At 63.2% G+C, this 15,900-nt stretch carries 14 protein-coding genes; 4 read left to right on the plus strand and 10 right to left on the minus strand.

The window, feature by feature from the left end:
- Nucleotides 1-14: 14 nt before the first annotated feature.
- Entirely contained in the window at nt 15-656 is a 642-nt protein-coding gene (locus ACMGF8_RS17415; protein WP_416756871.1) for a LysE family translocator, read from the minus strand.
- 246 nt (nt 657-902) lie between these two features.
- Here ACMGF8_RS17415 and ACMGF8_RS17420 point away from each other — a divergent pair, with 246 nt between their 5' ends.
- Nucleotides 903-1,577, plus strand: coding sequence for an ATPase (locus ACMGF8_RS17420; RefSeq protein ID WP_416756873.1), 675 nt, complete (start codon nt 903-905; stop codon nt 1,575-1,577).
- A gap of 123 nt (nt 1,578-1,700) precedes the next feature.
- Here the strand turns inward: ACMGF8_RS17420 and ACMGF8_RS17425 are convergent, their stop codons facing one another.
- The 6 genes from ACMGF8_RS17425 to ACMGF8_RS17450 all read right to left on the minus strand — a co-directional run bounded on the left by ACMGF8_RS17425 (nt 1,701) and on the right by ACMGF8_RS17450 (nt 8,118).
- The gene (locus ACMGF8_RS17425; protein ID WP_102880092.1) at nt 1,701-2,552 is read right to left on the minus strand and encodes a CAP domain-containing protein; all 852 of its coding nucleotides are present in this window, start codon (nt 2,550-2,552) and stop codon (nt 1,701-1,703) included.
- Between the two features lie 93 nt (nt 2,553-2,645).
- Nucleotides 2,646-3,341 (minus strand): DUF1963 domain-containing protein, encoded by a 696-nt coding sequence (locus ACMGF8_RS17430; RefSeq protein WP_102864270.1) that lies wholly within the window; start codon nt 3,339-3,341, stop codon nt 2,646-2,648.
- 105 nt (nt 3,342-3,446) lie between these two features.
- Nucleotides 3,447-5,885 (minus strand): TonB-dependent siderophore receptor, encoded by a 2,439-nt coding sequence (locus ACMGF8_RS17435; RefSeq protein ID WP_416756876.1) that lies wholly within the window; start codon nt 5,883-5,885, stop codon nt 3,447-3,449.
- Between the two features lie 90 nt (nt 5,886-5,975).
- Nucleotides 5,976-6,953: a FecR family protein gene (locus ACMGF8_RS17440; RefSeq protein WP_115582170.1), complete on the minus strand. Its 978-nt coding sequence runs from the start codon at nt 6,951-6,953 to the stop codon at nt 5,976-5,978.
- Complete coding sequence (locus tag ACMGF8_RS17445; RefSeq protein WP_207167506.1) at nt 6,950-7,456, minus strand: sigma-70 family RNA polymerase sigma factor; 507 nt, start codon at nt 7,454-7,456, stop codon at nt 6,950-6,952. The genes ACMGF8_RS17440 and ACMGF8_RS17445 overlap by 4 nt, the downstream gene beginning before the upstream one ends.
- A gap of 167 nt (nt 7,457-7,623) precedes the next feature.
- On the minus strand, nt 7,624-8,118 hold the full coding sequence (locus ACMGF8_RS17450) for a PaaI family thioesterase (RefSeq protein WP_102864274.1): 495 nt from the start codon (nt 8,116-8,118) through the stop codon (nt 7,624-7,626).
- Between the two features lie 726 nt (nt 8,119-8,844).
- On the opposite strand from ACMGF8_RS17450, the gene mqo reads away from it, so the two are divergent.
- From mqo to ACMGF8_RS17465, 3 genes are all read left to right on the plus strand, one after another.
- A complete protein-coding gene (mqo, locus tag ACMGF8_RS17455; protein WP_102864275.1) occupies nt 8,845-10,482 on the plus strand; it encodes a malate dehydrogenase (quinone) in 1,638 nt (545 codons plus the stop codon).
- A gap of 265 nt (nt 10,483-10,747) precedes the next feature.
- Nucleotides 10,748-11,470, plus strand: a complete 723-nt coding sequence (locus ACMGF8_RS17460; protein WP_102864276.1) for a GNAT family N-acetyltransferase — start codon at nt 10,748-10,750, stop codon at nt 11,468-11,470.
- A 68-nt stretch (nt 11,471-11,538) separates the two neighbouring features.
- Nucleotides 11,539-12,321 carry a DeoR/GlpR family DNA-binding transcription regulator gene (locus ACMGF8_RS17465; protein WP_416756878.1) on the plus strand — a complete coding sequence of 261 codons (783 nt, stop codon included), beginning with the start codon at nt 11,539-11,541 and terminating at the stop codon, nt 12,319-12,321.
- Nucleotides 12,322-12,348: 27 nt separating this feature from the next.
- Here ACMGF8_RS17465 and ACMGF8_RS17470 read toward each other — a convergent pair whose 3' ends face one another.
- The 3 genes from ACMGF8_RS17470 to ACMGF8_RS17480 all read right to left on the minus strand — a co-directional run bounded on the left by ACMGF8_RS17470 (nt 12,349) and on the right by ACMGF8_RS17480 (nt 15,850).
- A complete protein-coding gene (locus ACMGF8_RS17470; protein WP_102864278.1) occupies nt 12,349-13,677 on the minus strand; it encodes an MFS transporter in 1,329 nt (442 codons plus the stop codon).
- Nucleotides 13,678-13,831: 154 nt separating this feature from the next.
- Nucleotides 13,832-15,025 carry an L-2-hydroxyglutarate oxidase gene (lhgO, locus tag ACMGF8_RS17475; protein ID WP_115582175.1) on the minus strand — a complete coding sequence of 398 codons (1,194 nt, stop codon included), beginning with the start codon at nt 15,023-15,025 and terminating at the stop codon, nt 13,832-13,834.
- A 114-nt stretch (nt 15,026-15,139) separates the two neighbouring features.
- Nucleotides 15,140-15,850 (minus strand): FadR/GntR family transcriptional regulator, encoded by a 711-nt coding sequence (locus tag ACMGF8_RS17480; RefSeq protein WP_102864280.1) that lies wholly within the window; start codon nt 15,848-15,850, stop codon nt 15,140-15,142.
- Nucleotides 15,851-15,900: the final 50 nt, after the last annotated feature.

The following is a 15,900-nucleotide window of genomic DNA, read 5'->3' on the forward strand; positions in this document are numbered from 1 at the left end:
GATCAGGTGCCCGGTCAGACCGTTTGCCGACGCATCGCCAGGATGGTGGTGCCGAAGAAGATGAAGGTCGAACCCACCACGCGATTGACCCACTTTGACAGCGCCGGCCGGGTCAGCACGCCCTTGGCTCGGGAAGCGAGCACGGCATAGACGCTGAGGGAGACCAGCGACAGCGCCATGAAGATCAGGGTCAGGATGAAGAACTGCGGCAGCAGCGCGGCGTGCTGGTCGATGAACTGCGGGAACAGCGCGGTAAAGAAGATCGTCGCCTTGGGGTTGGTGGCGGCGGTCAGGAAGGCCGACTTGAACAACTTCAGACGCGGCGGGGGCGCGAGCTTGCCGTTGTCGGCGCTGCTGGCGCTCAGTAGCTGGCGTTTACTGAACAGCTGCTTGGCACCGAGGTAGAACAGATAGCCGGCGCCGACGATCTTCACCGCATTGAAAACCCACTCGGAACTGGCGATCAGCGCGCCGAGGCCGAGCATGGCCGCGGCAGACATGCAGAACAGCCCGCTGATATTGCCCAGTGACGACCACAGGGTCGACTTGGCACCGTAGGCCACACTGTTGTGCAGCGCCACCAGGGTGGCAGGGCCGGGGCTGGCGATGGCGATCGCCGCCACCAGGGTGTAGGTCAATATCGAGTGAGCATCCATGGTTCGGACTCGTGTTGCAGAAAAAGGGGGCTTGATTCTATAGCGGCGGTGGCCAGCTGTATGCCAGAAAATGAGGGTCTTGCAGGTCGTGGCGGGTGATCGAGGTTGCACCTTCGCAGGCGAATCGGTGCCTATTGTCAACCATTGCTGCAATCGATAGTTATCATCAAAAAGTGCAGGTTCCGTTTTTCCAGCAAAGGAGGAAGATGGCGCTTACACCGTGCTGGCTGCAGAAGGAAACACCCGATGAGAATCTCGACTCTATTGACCCTTGTGGTTGTCTTGATCGCGGGAACCGGTGCTTCTGCGACAGCCTTCGCCGCCGATGACATGTCCTGCCACTTCTTGCCCATGGCCGACAGCAGCGCCGATCTGCGGCACGCCCAGTCGGTAGGGTTGCTGTACAGCGAAAACACCCTCAATACCCTGGAATACCTGAAGCACTACCACTCGGTGGCGCTGAACGGGGCGAAAAATGCCGGGCTCGACCCGCGCATCAGTGCCGCCTTTGTCGACAGCTCCGACCCGCAACGGGCGATCAACTGGTTGACGGCGTCGTTGCAGAAACACTTTGGTAGCGTGACCCTGTATGACAACCTCGATGCCGTGGTCCAGGCCCGGCCTGACGTGGTGGTCATGCTCGATACCTACAACCAACTGGTGACCAAGGCCAACCGCAAGGTGGAGGCGCGGTTCATCGCCAAGTTCTATGACGCCAACCTGCAATACATCGGCAAGGCCGAAGGCATTCAGGCCAAGGAGCTGCCTTCGGTCTGGGTCCGGGGCAAGGCGGCACCGGAAATTGCCGCGCAGATCAACCAGCAGACCGAGCTGCAGGTCAATGCGCTGAAGCAGTTCGACGCATCCCTCAAGGCGCTGGTGAGCCAGGGTGATGCTGGGCAGGTGGCGACCAACCAGTAAGGTCACCATTGGCTGAAAAAAACGCCCCGGTTGATCGGGGCGTTTGCGTTCATGGCCGGGCTCGAACCCTGCCCAGGGGTTGCCGACAGTTGTGGTCGGCAGGTCACATCTGGAGCCGGCGCCTCAAGGCGCGCCGAACATTGCAGTCCAGTAGATGCCCGCATCGCTTTTCGGGTCCACTGCATAAGCTGCACCCAGCTCGCGGTAGGCCGGATTCATCAGGTTGGCGCAGTGCCCGGGGCTGGCCAGCCAGCCGTCCAGCACCTTGCGCGCGCTGTCCTGGCCGGCGGCGATGTTCTCGCCCACCTGTTGCCCGGCATAACCGGCCAGTTCGGCGCGATCGCCCGGGGTGCGGCCGTCATGGTCCTTGTGATCGAAATAGTTCTGGTTGGCCATGGCCCGGCTGTGTGCTTCGGCGGTGCTGCCCAGGGTGGCGTTCCAGGCCAGCGGCGCGCTGGCGGCGAAGCTCTGGCCACCACATTGCCGGGGCTGGCTGCGGGCGCTGTTGATCTGTGCCAGCAATTGCTGGCCCTCGGCTTGCCAATCCCCGAGGCGGGCGGCCAGCAACGGCCGGGCGAGGACGATGCGCCACTGGTTGGCCTGGCGATTGACGCCGATATCGACGAACTGCGGGTCCAGCACCACCTGGCAGAAGCTCTCGCGCACCGCTTGCATCGCCGCCTGGGCGTCCCGGGGGCCGGAGAGGCTGATGGCCTGCACATTGACCATGGGATAGGCCGCCCGTGCCAGGGCCTGTTGCAGGTCACCGACGTTGTCCACGGGCAGGATCAGCCGCGGATCGCTGGCCAGCGGTGGCAGCTCCGAGGAGGCCTGGTTGGCGCAACGTTGCGGCTGGCTGCGGTAGGCGTTGATCGATTCGATCAACTGCGACCGATCATCGGCCATGGCGCTGGCCGAACCCAGCAGGCCCAGCGCCAGAGCGGCGGCGGGCAAGAGCAATGGACGCAGGGGCATGAAGGTCTCCCGAGAAATGACAGCGCTCATGATGCACCCGGCGTCCGGGCTTTTCATCCGTTGGAGCATGAAATCGCTATTCACAGGCCGGTCTCAATAGAAGTCGAAGTACAGCGCCCATTCGCCCGTGTCGCGATGCTTCCAGAACATCAACTTGCCGCCGTCCACCACGTTGAGTCCGATCTTGGCGTCGGAGGCAATCTGCATCACGAATTCGAAACCGTCTCCGACATCGATCCCTGATTGGCAGTAGGACGGATAGCCCCCCAGCTTGTGTTCATAGCAGTGGCTGATCAGGTCGTAGTAACACTCGATGCGGCCGCTGCGTTCCAGGTCGAGAATGGCCTGCTCCACCTCATCGGGGATGCCGCCACCGTCCCACAGCGGAAAGTCCTCGGCCACGGCTTCGGCTTTGATCGGCATGGGTTTAAGGAAGGCTCCGGGAGCCACCAGCTCCTTGCGCACCAGCACCTCGTCGTCGCGGTATTCGCGGATCAGCCAACGTTCGCCCATGGGCTCCAGGGGGTCGGGAAAGGGGTTGGCGACAAACACGCTCAGCACCCGCACGCCTTCCAGCAGCGGGCTGTGAAAGGGCAGGGCCGGGAGATAGAGCTGTGCGAAGGGCAACAGGGTTTCACCGGCGCCGTTGCGCGGCCACTCTTCGTCTTCGCGAAACAGAAAGACTCGGCCCAGCCAGCTTTCATCCATGGCCTGGGTGGGGCGAAAGCCGCCGGCGACGAGTTTTAGCGCGGGTCTTGCCAGGCTGCGCTGGATGTCTTGAATGTCCATGCTCAAATGAAACGTCCTCAGGAAGGGGCGGGGCGAGGGCGGATCATACAAAAGCCCGGCGCTGTCTGCAGCGCCCGCAGGGGGGGGCGCTGCGACAAGGCCGATTCAGAACTGCGGTGTGTACTTCACGCTGAGCATGAAGTTGCGTGGATCACCGAAGTTGTTGTTGCCATTCAATTGGTTGTAGCCAGAGATGTAGTAGTGCTTGTCGAACAGGTTGTAGGCGTTCAGTGCCAGGCTCACCTCGTCGTTCAACTGATAGGCGATGCGGGCGTTCCAGACGGTGTAGCCCGGCACCTTGTAGCTGCGTTCATAGCCCAGGGTGTGGCTCTGGCTGGTGAAGCCCAGGCCGGTGCTGACCCGGCTCAAGGCACCGTCCAGCTGGTAGTCGCTCCACACCCGCAGCATGTGCTTGGGGGTCCATTGGCTGAATGTCCGACCCTGATCCTGCGGATCTTCAAGGAAGGTGGTGGTGTTGTAGGTGTAGCCGGCGAACAACTGCAGACGATCCACCACTTCGCCGCTGACTTCGGCTTCCAGCCCCTGGCTGCGCACCTTGCCCGAGGCGGTGGAGCAGTACCAGCCGTCACAGGCGTAGCCCGAGGCGGTGTCCTGTACGGCACGGTTTTTCTGGTCGTAGCGGAACAGTGCCAGGGAGGTGTTGACCCGGCCTTCGAGCAGCTCGCCCTTGAGGCCGACTTCATAGTTGCTGCCAATCACCGGTTGCAGTATCGAGCCGCTGGCGGTGCGCGCGGTCTGCGGCTCGAACACATCGGTGTAGCTGGCATACACCGACCATTCGCGACTCAGGTCGTAGACGATGCCGGCGTAAGGCGTGACTTCGCCGCTGTCGGTCATGGTGGACGGATCGTCCGCGGTACCCTTGTGGCTGATGGCCTGGTAGTTGGTAGCGTCGTAGCGGTAGTCATACCAGCTGACCCGGGAACCCAGCACCAGGGTCAGGTCGTCCATGGGCTTGATCCGCCAACTGCCATACAGGCCTTTCTGGCGGACATCGTACTGACTGTGGGTGCCGCGTCCGCCGGGAGTGTTGAGCAGGCTGTCGTAGCTGACCTTCGGCCGGTCGTGATCGATGGCGAAGATGTTGCCGCCATTGTTGAAGGTGCGGGCGAAGACATCGTCAGTGGTCAGTTTCGAATAGTTGCCGCCCAGGGTGATTTCCTGATCCATGGACAGGCCCTCGAAGCGCCCGGTGAGGTTCATGTCGAGGCCGATCTTGGTGTTGTCGAAGTCGGTGACCCAGTCGGCGTACTGCAGGCCGCTGCCGTCGGCGTTGACGCCCTGGAGGGTGGTCTGGATGCGTTGCTGGATCGAGTCGTTGCTTTCGCTCATGCGCACGGCACCGAGCTTGAAGGTCCAATCCTGGTTGAAGCGGTGCTCCAGGTCGGCGTAGAGCGTGGTGACGTTGATCTGCGAATGGTTCCAGCGCGCGCCGCTGTAGGTCGAGCGCGGCAGATTCACCGTGCTGCCGTCGGTATAGCGCGGCAGGCCGCGGAGCATCGGCCGCGATTCGGCCTCGGAGCGGCTGGCGGCCAGGCCCAGGGTGGTGTCGTCGCTCAGATCGAAGTCCAGGGACCCGTACAGCGAGTGGGTCTTGCTCCATTGCTTGTCGATGAACGAATCGCTCTGGTCCTCGTCGGCCACCATGCGCCCGCGTACCGTACCGGCGGCATTCAGTGAGCCGCCGGCGTCCAGTTGCAGGCCATAGTGGTCCCACGAGCCGGCCTTGCCGGTCAGGGTCACGGTCGGGGTGTTCTGGCCGCGCTTGCGCACCAGGTTGATCGCGCCCCCCGGGCTGCCGGTGCCCTGCAGCAGCCCCGAGGCACCGCGCAGCACTTCCAGGCGGTCGAAGAAGATCAGGTCCTGGGTCGCCCAGTTGCCCAGAGAGTAGGTGTTGCGCGGGATCGGAACGCCATCGTATTGCCAATCGTCGATCTGGAAGCCGCGGGAGGAGAGGATCATGCCTTTGCCCACCCCTTGCACCCCCACCAGGCCGGTGGTCTGGTTGGCGGCGGCCTTGAGGTCGGTCAGGCCTTGGTCATCCATCTGCTTGCGGGTCATGACCGTGATCGATTGGGGAATCTCCCGCAGGCTGTGGGTGCCCTTGCCGATGGTCACTGCACGTGCGGCGTAGGAGCCGGAGCCTTCAGTGGTGGTGTCGAGCCCGCTCTCGATGATGCTGGTCATGCCCAGTTGCACGGGGGCACCGTCGGCCGGGAGCGGCTCGACGCTGTAGTGGCCGCTGACGGTGAGCTTCAATTGCAGGCCGCTGCCGACCAGCGCGCTGTGCATGGCCTGCAGCGCAGTCATCCGGCCAATCACCGCCGGGGCTTGCTTGCCCTGGACCAGCGCCGGTTCCAGGGCCAGCACGGCGCCGCTCTGGCCAGCGATGGCGTTGAGCGTCACGGCCAGGGGGGCCGCCGGCAAGTTGAACGACTGGAGCTGCTCCTGGGCCTGAGCCTGGCTGTTCAGGGCAGCCACGGCGAAGGCAGCGGGAAGGACATGGAACCAAGGGTTGCGCACGGAATTCTCCTGATTGTGTTGGCGTGTCAGGAGATAGGTGGGACAAGAAATGAAAACCGGACACAAATAAGAGTGATTTTCATAAAATATTCATTCTTGGTTGCGGGGGCGGATCAGTGTGAGCCAGGGGCTGTAGCGATCGATCCTGATCGGCAGGGTCTCCGCCAGGGCGCTGAGGGCCCGTTCCGGCTGATCCAGAGGGAACACGCCCTGCACCCGTAGATGGCTGACCGAAGGGGCTACCCGCACGTAGCCCCGACAGTAAGGGCGTAGGGCTGCGACCACCTGCTCCAGGGAGTCATTCAGCACGTTGAGGCGACCGTTGAGCCAATCGCCGCGATACCGCTGATCCTGCTCCAGCAGTTCGATACGTTCGGGGTGCAGCAGGGCGGCCTGCCCCTGTTGCAGATCGCGTTCATCGCCCGTCAGCAGGCGCAGCCGCACCGAGTGCTCCAGCACGACGACCCGGGTGGCGCTGGCTTCCTGGCTCACCAGGAAACGGGTGCCCAGGGCCTGGACCTGGCCCTGGGCGCTGCGCACTCGCAGTGGTCGCCGCGGGTCGGCGGCAACCTGAATCAGCAACTGGCCATGGCGCAGGATCACCAGCCGTTGCTGGTCGTCGAAGCGCAGGTCCACGGCGCTGTCGGCGTTCAGGCTCAGGTGGCTGCCGTCGGCCAGGGTGACGTCCCGACGCTGGCCGCGGCCGGTGCTGACATCCGCCAGCAGGGTTTCGCCATACCGAGTCTGGGCGCCCAGCCACAGGCCGCCGCCCAGCAGGCCGAGTCCGGCCAGGCCGCGCAACAGTTGGCGCCGAGAGCGGCGGGGGCTGAGCAGCAGTTGTCGGGCTTCGCCAGCCTGCCCGGGCACGCGTCGATCAAGAGCACGCAAGGTATTGAATGATGTGCCAAGCCGTTCTTGCAGGTGATTCCAGGCCTGGGCGTGGGCCGGATCGCTGGCCAGCCAGGTGGCCAGGGCTTGTTCCAGGCGCGGGTCCGGATCACCGGCGCGCAGCCGCACCATCCAGTCGATGGCCTGCTCGGTCAACGGGTCCAGGGGTTGCCGGCTCACAGGGCCAGCTCACTCAGGTAGCACTGGCGCAAGGCCTGCTTCATGTAGCGGCCGACGGTGCGTTCGGACAACTCCAGCTTGCGGGCGATGGCCACGTAGCTCAGGCCATCGAGCTGGCTGTAGAGAAACGCGGTCTTGACGATCAGTGGCAGGCCGTCCAGCGCCCGGTCGATGGCCACCAGGGCCTCGACCAGCAGCAACTGTTCTTCGGGGGAGGGTACCAGCAGTTCCGGCAGGGCAGACAAGCGCTGCAGGTAGGCCTGCTCCAACTGGCGTCGACGATGGCGATCGAACATCAAACGCCTGGCGATGGTGGACAAGTAGGCCCGTGGCTGCTCGATGCTGTCCGGGTCGACCTCTGCCGCGAGCAACTGGCAGAAGGTGTCGGCGGCGGTGTCTTCGGCGTCGGCGCGATTGCCCAGGCGCCTGTGAATATGCTGCAGCAGCCAACGGTGATGGTCGCTGAAAAAGAAGCCCAGCTTGTTGCTCGAAGATGAATGCACCGTTGCCTGCCGAGATGTGAGTGTGAATCGTTCTCAATAGTACAGGGGCGCGCCGGAGGATCGCAATCGTTGTATGTGAGTGCTGAAGTCCTCGCCGGTCATGGCGCTTTGGAGGGGCAGGAGTGGCGGGGCACGCCTGCCAATTTCAGGGGCGAGGCTGCTTCCGATCAGCTTTCACGACCATGAGCGGCGGCGGCCAGCTGTCCGGTATCGACCCGAACAAACACCGAGTCGCCAATGGCGGTCAGTACATCGCCGGCATACACCTCACAGATCACCCGGCTCTTGCGCCCCACGTCGCCGTCGACCCGGGCCCGCAGGGTCAGCGGCACGCCCATGGGCGTGGGCTTGATGAACTTGATGCCCAGGTTGCCGGTGACGCAGTCGATGCGCGGCAGGCTGCCCGGTTCCCGTTGTTCGTTACGGTAGTGGTAGGCCATGGCGGTCCAGTTGGAGTGGCAGTCCACCAGCATGGCGATCAGGCCGCCGTAGACCAGGTCCGGCCAGCCGCAGTACTGGGATTGCGGCAGGTGCTCGGCGATCACATGCACGCCGTCTTCATGCCAGTGGCTCTTGATCTGCAGGCCGTGGTGGTTGCTGCTGCCGCAGCCGAAACAGACGCCCTCGGGGGCGGTGGTGTCTTGCAGGGAAGTCTCGTGCATGGTTGTTCTTCTTGTCCTTGACGATGGTCTGGCAGGTCTTGCGGCCGGTCATGATGCCTGTGCCATTGCTGACCGCCAAGGCTCAGTGCAGTGCCGAGGCGTAGCGACCGGCCAGCGTCTTTGTGACGCATTGATTGTGGCGAGTGTCGTAGTGCGTCGCGGTTTTTTCGAGGGCCAGGGCAGCCGCTCCGGCCAAGACAGGCTGATGCCGTAATGATATTCTTGCGCTGAATCGGTTCATCGTTTGTGCAGAAATACCTCCCCTATGCTTTGCTTCAAGTGGCCTGTTCGGGTCCTTGCAAGCGCGTGGGGGTGTCTGGGCAAACTCGCCGAATGCAATGTCAGGCAGTGTTCGTCTACCTCCTTTGGTTGACCCCGACCCTTCTTTGTCCTGCTGGCCCCGTGTAGACGGGTGTCAGTGTTGTGCGTCGAATCGAGTCCGGTGTCGGTGAAAGGAGTGGGGCGTCATTGCCCGTTGGTCTACGTCCCGTGACGTGTCCTGAGAAACAAGTGTCACTCAAGTAGCTGAAGCCAAAAACGACAAGAAGTCAGCGCCGGAGCGATATAAAACTGAGGTCGAGCCAGTCTCGTCGGCCTTGTGTGCCCACCCTCCAGTTCTTTTGAATGCGCTCATCCAGGGCCTGCGAAATGCCTGTTTCGCAATGCACTGAGTTCGCAGGATCGAGGATGGGGCGGCGGATGGCGTTCTATCGTAGGTACTACAGAATGTTGAAGAAAGTGAACACGGCCCTGATCGGGCTGGCGATGTCGATAGGCCTCACGTCCGCGCACGCGGCTGAGCCGAAGAAAGTGGATGTGCTGCTGATCGGTGGCGGCATCATGAGTTCGACCCTCGGGGTCTGGCTCAATGAGCTGCAGCCCGATTGGTCCATGGAGATGGTCGAGCGCCTGGATGGCGTGGCTGAAGAAAGCTCCAACGGCTGGAACAACGCCGGTACCGGTCACTCCGCCCTGGCTGAGCTGAACTACACCCCGGAAGGCAAGGACGGCAAGATCGAGATCGCCAAGGCCATCGAGATCAACGAAGCGTTCCAGATTTCCCGCCAGTTCTGGTCGTGGCAGGTCAAGAACGGTGTGCTGAAGAACCCGCGTTCGTTCATCAACTCCACGCCGCACATGAGCTTTGTCTGGGGCGATGACAACATCAAGTTCCTCAAGGCACGCTACGAGGCCCTGCAGGCCAGCCCGCTGTTCAGCGGCATGCAGTACTCCGAAGACGCCGAGCAGATCAAGAAGTGGGTGCCACTGATGATGGAAGGTCGTGATCCGGCGCAGAAGATCGCTGCGACCTGGAGCCCGATCGGCACCGACGTCAACTTCGGCGAGATCACTCGCCAGTTCGTCGCTCACCTGCAAGCCCAGCCGAACTTTGCCCTCAAGCTGTCCAGCGAAGTGCAGGACATCGAGCGCAATGAAGACGGTTCGTGGCGCGTGACCTACAAGAACCTCAAGGACGGTTCGAAAACCGAAACCGACGCCAAGTTCGTGTTCATCGGCGCCGGCGGCGGTGCCCTGCACCTGCTGCAGAAGTCGGGCATTCCCGAGGCCAACGAATACGCCGGCTTCCCGGTGGGTGGCTCGTTCCTGGTGACCGAGAACGCCAGCGTTGCCGAGCAGCATCTGGCCAAGGCCTACGGCAAGGCTTCGGTGGGCGCTCCGCCGATGTCGGTTCCGCACCTGGACACTCGCGTGCTGGACGGCAAGCGGGTCATCCTGTTTGGCCCATTCGCTACCTTCTCCACCAAGTTCCTCAAGGAAGGTTCGTACTTCGACCTGCTGACCAGCACCACCACCCACAACTTCTGGCCGATGACCAAAGTCGGTATCGAACAGTACCCGTTGGTGGAATACCTGGCCGGCCAACTGATGCTCTCGGATGACGACCGCTTCAACGCCCTGAAGGAATACTTCCCCAACGCCAAGCAAGAAGACTGGCGCCTGTGGCAGGCCGGTCAGCGCGTGCAGATCATCAAGCGTGACGAAGAGAAGGGCGGCGTGCTGAAACTGGGCACCGAGATCGTCGCTTCCCAGGACGGCAGCATCGCCGGTCTGCTGGGCGCCTCCCCAGGTGCCTCGACCGCCGCGCCGATCATGCTCAGCGTGCTGCAGAAAGTCTTCAAGGACCAGGTCGCGACGCCAGCCTGGCAAGAGAAGCTGAAGCAGATCGTACCGAGCTACGGCACCGCCCTGAACGACAGCCCCGAGCGTGTGGCCAAAGAGTGGGCCTACACCGCCGAAGTGCTGCAACTGACCCCGCCACCAGCGGTCAAGGGCGCTGCACCTCAGGCTCCGGCCAGCATGGCCAAGCCAGAGAGCAACCCAGCGGCCGACATGGCGCTGTAAGCCTCGGCCCCGTCCGCGTTCGTCGGATGGGGCGCAGCGGCTGCCACCGTGCAGCCGTATCTTGCATGGGTTGCGGCGATATCCCTGATGTCGTCGCAACTGGCCGGTCTTGCCGGTACCTCTGAAACAGCATCTCCGTATCTTTCTCAACGAGGCTTGAGCCCGACTCAAGCATCTTGTTGGCTGCCTGTGCCTTGCCGTGACGCGGTATGATTGCCGCGCCCGCCGTTGCGGGCACGCCTCAACCCTCGGAGTCACTGCCTCGATGTCCAGCATCACCCTGTTCCAAGCCCCGCCGCCCGAAGCCATCCAGAGCCAGATCCAGCAAATGGTCGTGGACTACATCACCGACATCAGCGCGGTGGCCATTGCCCCGAGCAACCCGCTGTACAACCTGTACCAGTACGGCGTCGGCTACGAAGTGCACCTGTACCTGCAGGCCATGGACGGTTCCCGGGGGATCGCGGTAGAACTGGTGGTGGCCACCGACACTCAGGACCCTGAGCAGGTGCTGGGCTTCACCCTGTACCTGCCGCTCAAGGACGATCCCCAGGCCTGTGCCGTGGCCTATATGGCGGTGCGGCAAAACCATCGACGCCAGGGCATTGCCCGGCAGATGCTGGAGGCGCTGCGTGCCCGCTATCCCCATGCCGAGCTGGCCTGTCACGTGGCCAAAGTGGAGTGTTTCGAGGCCCTGGGCTTTCAGCTGCTGGGCGCCCGCGGTCCGCAAGTGCTGATGAATACCCGAGACCATGGCAGCGATGGCCTGCTGGCGGTACTGGATGTGGCGCCGATCTACCAGTCGGTGGAAGTGCGGCAGATTCACAGCTACCTGCTGGCCCAGCACGGGCGCAAGGCCATGCTGGAAGCGGAGAAGAAGCGCGACCGGCACCTGGACCAGATGACCCGGCAGGCCCAGGCCCTGGTGCGCGAGCGCCTGGGTGAGGCGGCGCTGTACAACGCACGGCCCCCACAATTGATCTCCTGAGCGCGGCTGCTTGTTTTCGCGAGAGGGCTTGGCTAATCTCGCGAAAACACGCAAAAACGGGCAAGAACATGCAAAACCTGCACCCGGCAGCCGAACTGCCCTCCCTGCGTCGACAAAAGATCCTTCTACTGCTGGAGCGCGACGGCAAGGTCATGGCCGCTGAGCTGAGCCGGCACTTCGCGGTTTCAGAAGACACCATCCGCCGCGACCTCGCCGAGCTGGATGCCAATGGCCTGGTGCAGCGGGTGCATGGCGGTGCGCTGCCGCGACCCAAGGACAGCGGCAAGGACTACTTCACGCGGGTCGGCGAAACCAACGAGGCGAAACTGCGTCTGGCGCAGTTTGCCGTGCAATGGGTGCGGGGCGGCCAGACGGTGCTGTTCGATTCCGGCTCTACCACCTTGCATATCGCCCAGTCCCTGCCGGCCGATATCCGCCTGACCGCAGTCACCGCGTCACCAATGATTGCCGTGGCCCTGGCCGAATACCCCGGGGTCAAGGTGATTCTCGTGGGCGGCCAGCTCAACCCGGCCACCCTGTCCGCCAGCGGCCATGAAGCACTGCGGATGATCCAGGGGATCAAGGCCGACCTGATGTTCACCGGGGTCTGTGCGATTCATCCGGAGATCGGCATCAGCTCCCTGCATTTCGATGAAGTGCCGATCAAGCAGGCGATGTTCGACAGCGCCGCCGAAGTCATCGCCGTGACCACCGCCGACAAACTCGGCGCCATGGAGCCCTTTGTGGTCGCACCGTGCAACCGTCTGCAGCGGCTGGTGACCGAGCAGGACGCGCCGTCGGCGGATATTGACAGTTACCGGCAGTTGGGAATCGAGGTGCTGCTGGCCTGAGCCGCCCCTGGGCGACTCAACGGGTTGTCAGTTCTTGAACGCCGAGTGTTTGCGCCCCTGGTCGAAGAGGGCAAACACCATCACCAGCACGGCGGCGACCGCGAGGATGATCACCACGCCGTCGGTGGAGTGCGTGGCCGAGGCGGTCACCAGGGATAGGGCGCCCAGTGGCGCCAGGCCGCCGGCAATCGCGGTGCCGATCTCGCGCCCTGTGCCAAAGCCCGAGGAGCGGGTCGCGGTGGGGAACTGGCGGCTGAGGAACGAGCCCTGGGGCGCGAACATCATCGGTGCCAGGATGCCGGTGCCGACACCGATGGCGATGTAGATCATCAGGCTCTCGCCGGTATTGAGCAGGGCCAGGAACGGGTAGGCGAACAGCAGCGAGAACACCCCGCCCAGAATCAGCACGGTCTTGCTGCTCCACTTGTCGCAGAGCCAGCCGAAGAAGGGCACGGCGACGATGGCAATCAGGCTGGCGATGGTCACCGACAGCGAAGTGACGTGAACATCGACGTTCTTGTACTGGGTCAGGTAGGCCAGGGAGAAGGTCTTGAAGATGTAGCTCAGGGCGTTGTAGCCAATGGCGACGAAGAACACCACCGCCAGGCCCTTGAGGTCGTTCTTGAACAGTGCCTTGAGGGGCGAGGCCTTGGCCTTCTGGCTTTCCTTGCTCAGCTCCTTGAACTCCGGGGTTTCCGGAATGCTGTTGCGCACCCACAGGCCCACCGCCACCAGGACGATGCTGCAGACGAACGGAATGCGCCAGCCGCCGGCCAGCAGGAACTCGTTGCCGTTGATGGTCAACAGGTAAATGGTCAGCGACGACAGCAGCAGTCCCAGGTTCAGCCCCAGCGCCGGCCAGGCACCTTGGCTGCCGCGTTTGCCTTCGCTGGCGTGTTCATAGGAGGTGACCGCCGCGCCCGACAGTTCGGCGCCGGCCCCCAGGCCTTGGATGATGCGGATCGCCACCAGCAGGATCGGTGCCCAGATGCCGATGGAGGCGTAGCTGGGGATCAGGCCGATCAGTGCGGTGCACACGCCCATCAGGCAGAAGGTCAGCACCAGCACCTGCTTGCGGCCGAACTTGTCCCCCAGGTAGCCGAACAGGATGCCGCCGAAGGGACGGGCGATAAAGCCGATGGCAAAGGTGGAGAAGGCCATCAGCGTGGCGCTTTTCGGGTTGCTGTTATCGAAGAAGATCTTCGAGAAGACGATGGCCGCCATGGTGGCGTAGAGGTAGAAGTCGTACCACTCCAGCATCGAGCCGAAGATGGTGGCCGCCGCGACCTTGCGCAGGCGTTTCTGGGTTTGTTGTGGGGTTTCCGCTGCAGTAATGCCGGTTTCAACTGCGGTCATTGTGTACATCCTCTTGGATCATTGTATTTATTGTCGAGTTGACGCGGGTCTTGCTCGGTGTGCCCCAAAGGGACTGCCGAGGGGTATTCCGGCGGCACGGGGCCCCGCAGACAGCGCAGCTGCGCTGTGCAACAAGGCGTGCCGCGCCTGTGTTTCAGTCGGCCTGGAAAATCTTGTCGGCAATCATCGAACCAATGGGAATCGCCGAGGTGGCGGCGGGCGAGGGCGCGTTGCATACGTGCAACATGCGTGGGGTCTGGGCGAACAGGAAGTCGTGCACCAGGCTGCCGTCACGCATTACCGCCTGGGCGCGAATCCCCGCCTCGTAGGGCAGCAGGTCGGAGACTTCCAGGGACGGGCAGTACTTGCGGCACTGCTCCAGATAGCCGGACTTGAACAGCGAGTTCTTCATCTCCGTGGTGCCGGAACCCAGGTTCTGCCAGATGGTTTTCCAGAACCCGGGGAAGCTGGCGTACTGCGCCACGTCGCGCCAGTTGATGGAGAACTTCTTGTAGTTCTCCCGGCCCAGGCCCAGCACCGCATTGGGGCCGACGGTGACGCTGCCATCGATCATGCGGGTCAGGTGCACGCCGAGGAATGGCAGCTCCGGGTCGGGGATCGGGTAGATCAGGTGATTGACGATGTTGTTCTTCGAGGCCGGCAGGCGGAAGTACTCGCCGCGGAAGGGGATGATCTGGTGGTCGATCTTCACCCCGGCCAGGGTCGCCAGGCGATCCGATTGCAGGCCGGCACAGACCACCAGTTTCTTCGCCTGCCAGCTGCCGCCATGGCTGTTGACCGTGACGCTGTCGGCGTTTTCCTGGATCGCGGTCACGGTCTGGCTGAGGCAGATTTCTCCACCGTCGCGGCGGATCACCCGGGCCATGGTTTCGCAGACTTCGCGGTAGTCGACGATGCCGGTGGCGTCGAGGAACAGCCCGCCGAGGCCGACGATGTTCGGCTCACGCTGACGCAGTTGCTCGGCGTCCAGGCGCTCCACCTTCAGGCCGTTCTGTTGTGAGCGCTGGTACAGGGCTTCCATGCGCTGCATTTCTAGGGCGTTGGACGCTACCAGCACTTTGCCGCAGACCTCGAACTTGATTCCGTGCTCGCTGCAGAACTGCTTGGTGGCCTCGGCGCCGCGCTTGCACAGGTCGGCCTTGAGGCTGCCCGGCGCGTAGTAGATACCGGCGTGGATCACCCCGCTGTTGTGACCGGTCTGGTGCCGGGCCAGGACATTTTCCTTTTCCAGGATCACCAGCGAGGCGCCCGGCTGGCGCTTGAGGATTTCCATGGCCGTGGCCAGTCCGACGATGCCGCCGCCGATGATGCAAAAGTCATAAATCATGGTTCTGGGTACCTTGGATCAAACGGTTTCAAGTCTGGTTATCAGGTTGTCAGACTAAGTGTTCCGATAAAAAACCGCAGGCTAGCGCTTGCGGCTTGAAGCGTGTTGCAGGTGTCAGTCGAGGGTTGGCAGCTCCAGGTCCAGGCGCTTGGCCGCGGCACGCAAGTGAGCATCGGCACAAGCGGCGGCGGCCTGGCGATCACCGGCGGCAATGGCCTGGTACAGCGCCTGGTGTTCCTGGGTGGCATCGGCGGAACCGCCGACCTGGCGCCGCGCCGAGTTTTCCCAGGCGGCCTTGCGGGCGCTGGTTAGCTGGCTGCGGAGAAAATCATGGAAGGCCACGAAGTAGTCGTTCTTGCTGGCCTCGGCGATGGCCCGGTGAAACTCCACGTCCGCCAACCCCGCGGCTTCGAAATCGCTGCGCTTGTCGTGCATTTCCTGCAGGGCTTGCTGCATGCGCTGCAGATCGGCGGCATCGCGGCGCTGGGCGGCAATCGACGCAGCCTGGGTTTCGATCCACAGGCGCATCTCGAACATCTGCGCCAGATCCGGCAGGCGGCCATCGGCCTGGGGGAAGCGGAACACCGTGCCGGCCGGGGTCTTGGAAATGTACGACCCCAGGCCGCGCCGGGCGATCAGCACGCCATCGGCCTTGAGCTGGGCAATGGCTTCGCGCACCACCGAGCGGCTGACATTCAGCTGCTCGGCCAGTTGCTGTTCAGTGGGCAGGCGCGACTCGGGAGCCAGGCGGCCGGAGTCGATCTCGGTACGGATCGCATTGACCACACGCACAACGAGAGAGTCGGGACGCTGGAGTTCGAGCATGGAGAAACCTTGGTAGTCAGGTTGTCAGACAATAGCGGGTGGGATTTTTC

The sequence above is a fragment of the Pseudomonas sp. BNK-7 genome (assembly GCF_048072025.1).
Classification (GTDB): domain Bacteria; phylum Pseudomonadota; class Gammaproteobacteria; order Pseudomonadales; family Pseudomonadaceae; genus Aquipseudomonas; species Aquipseudomonas danubii.

What these genes read in the sequence shown, in the direction of transcription:
- ACMGF8_RS17450 (WP_102864274.1), bottom strand. Translation starts at nt 8,118, where the DNA reads ATGCACGAGACTTCCCTGCAAGACACCACCGCCCCCGAGGGCGTCTGT.
- ACMGF8_RS17415 (WP_416756871.1), bottom strand. Translation starts at nt 656, where the DNA reads ATGGATGCTCACTCGATATTGACCTACACCCTGGTGGCGGCGATCGCC.
- ACMGF8_RS17470 (WP_102864278.1), bottom strand. Translation starts at nt 13,677, where the DNA reads ATGACCGCAGTTGAAACCGGCATTACTGCAGCGGAAACCCCACAACAA.
- ACMGF8_RS17430 (WP_102864270.1), bottom strand. Translation starts at nt 3,341, where the DNA reads ATGGACATTCAAGACATCCAGCGCAGCCTGGCAAGACCCGCGCTAAAA.
- mqo (WP_102864275.1), top strand. Translation starts at nt 8,845, where the DNA reads ATGTTGAAGAAAGTGAACACGGCCCTGATCGGGCTGGCGATGTCGATA.
- ACMGF8_RS17425 (WP_102880092.1), bottom strand. Translation starts at nt 2,552, where the DNA reads ATGCCCCTGCGTCCATTGCTCTTGCCCGCCGCCGCTCTGGCGCTGGGC.
- ACMGF8_RS17460 (WP_102864276.1), top strand. Translation starts at nt 10,748, where the DNA reads ATGTCCAGCATCACCCTGTTCCAAGCCCCGCCGCCCGAAGCCATCCAG.
- ACMGF8_RS17420 (WP_416756873.1), top strand. Translation starts at nt 903, where the DNA reads ATGAGAATCTCGACTCTATTGACCCTTGTGGTTGTCTTGATCGCGGGA.
- lhgO (WP_115582175.1), bottom strand. Translation starts at nt 15,025, where the DNA reads ATGATTTATGACTTTTGCATCATCGGCGGCGGCATCGTCGGACTGGCC.
- ACMGF8_RS17465 (WP_416756878.1), top strand. Translation starts at nt 11,539, where the DNA reads ATGCAAAACCTGCACCCGGCAGCCGAACTGCCCTCCCTGCGTCGACAA.
- ACMGF8_RS17480 (WP_102864280.1), bottom strand. Translation starts at nt 15,850, where the DNA reads ATGCTCGAACTCCAGCGTCCCGACTCTCTCGTTGTGCGTGTGGTCAAT.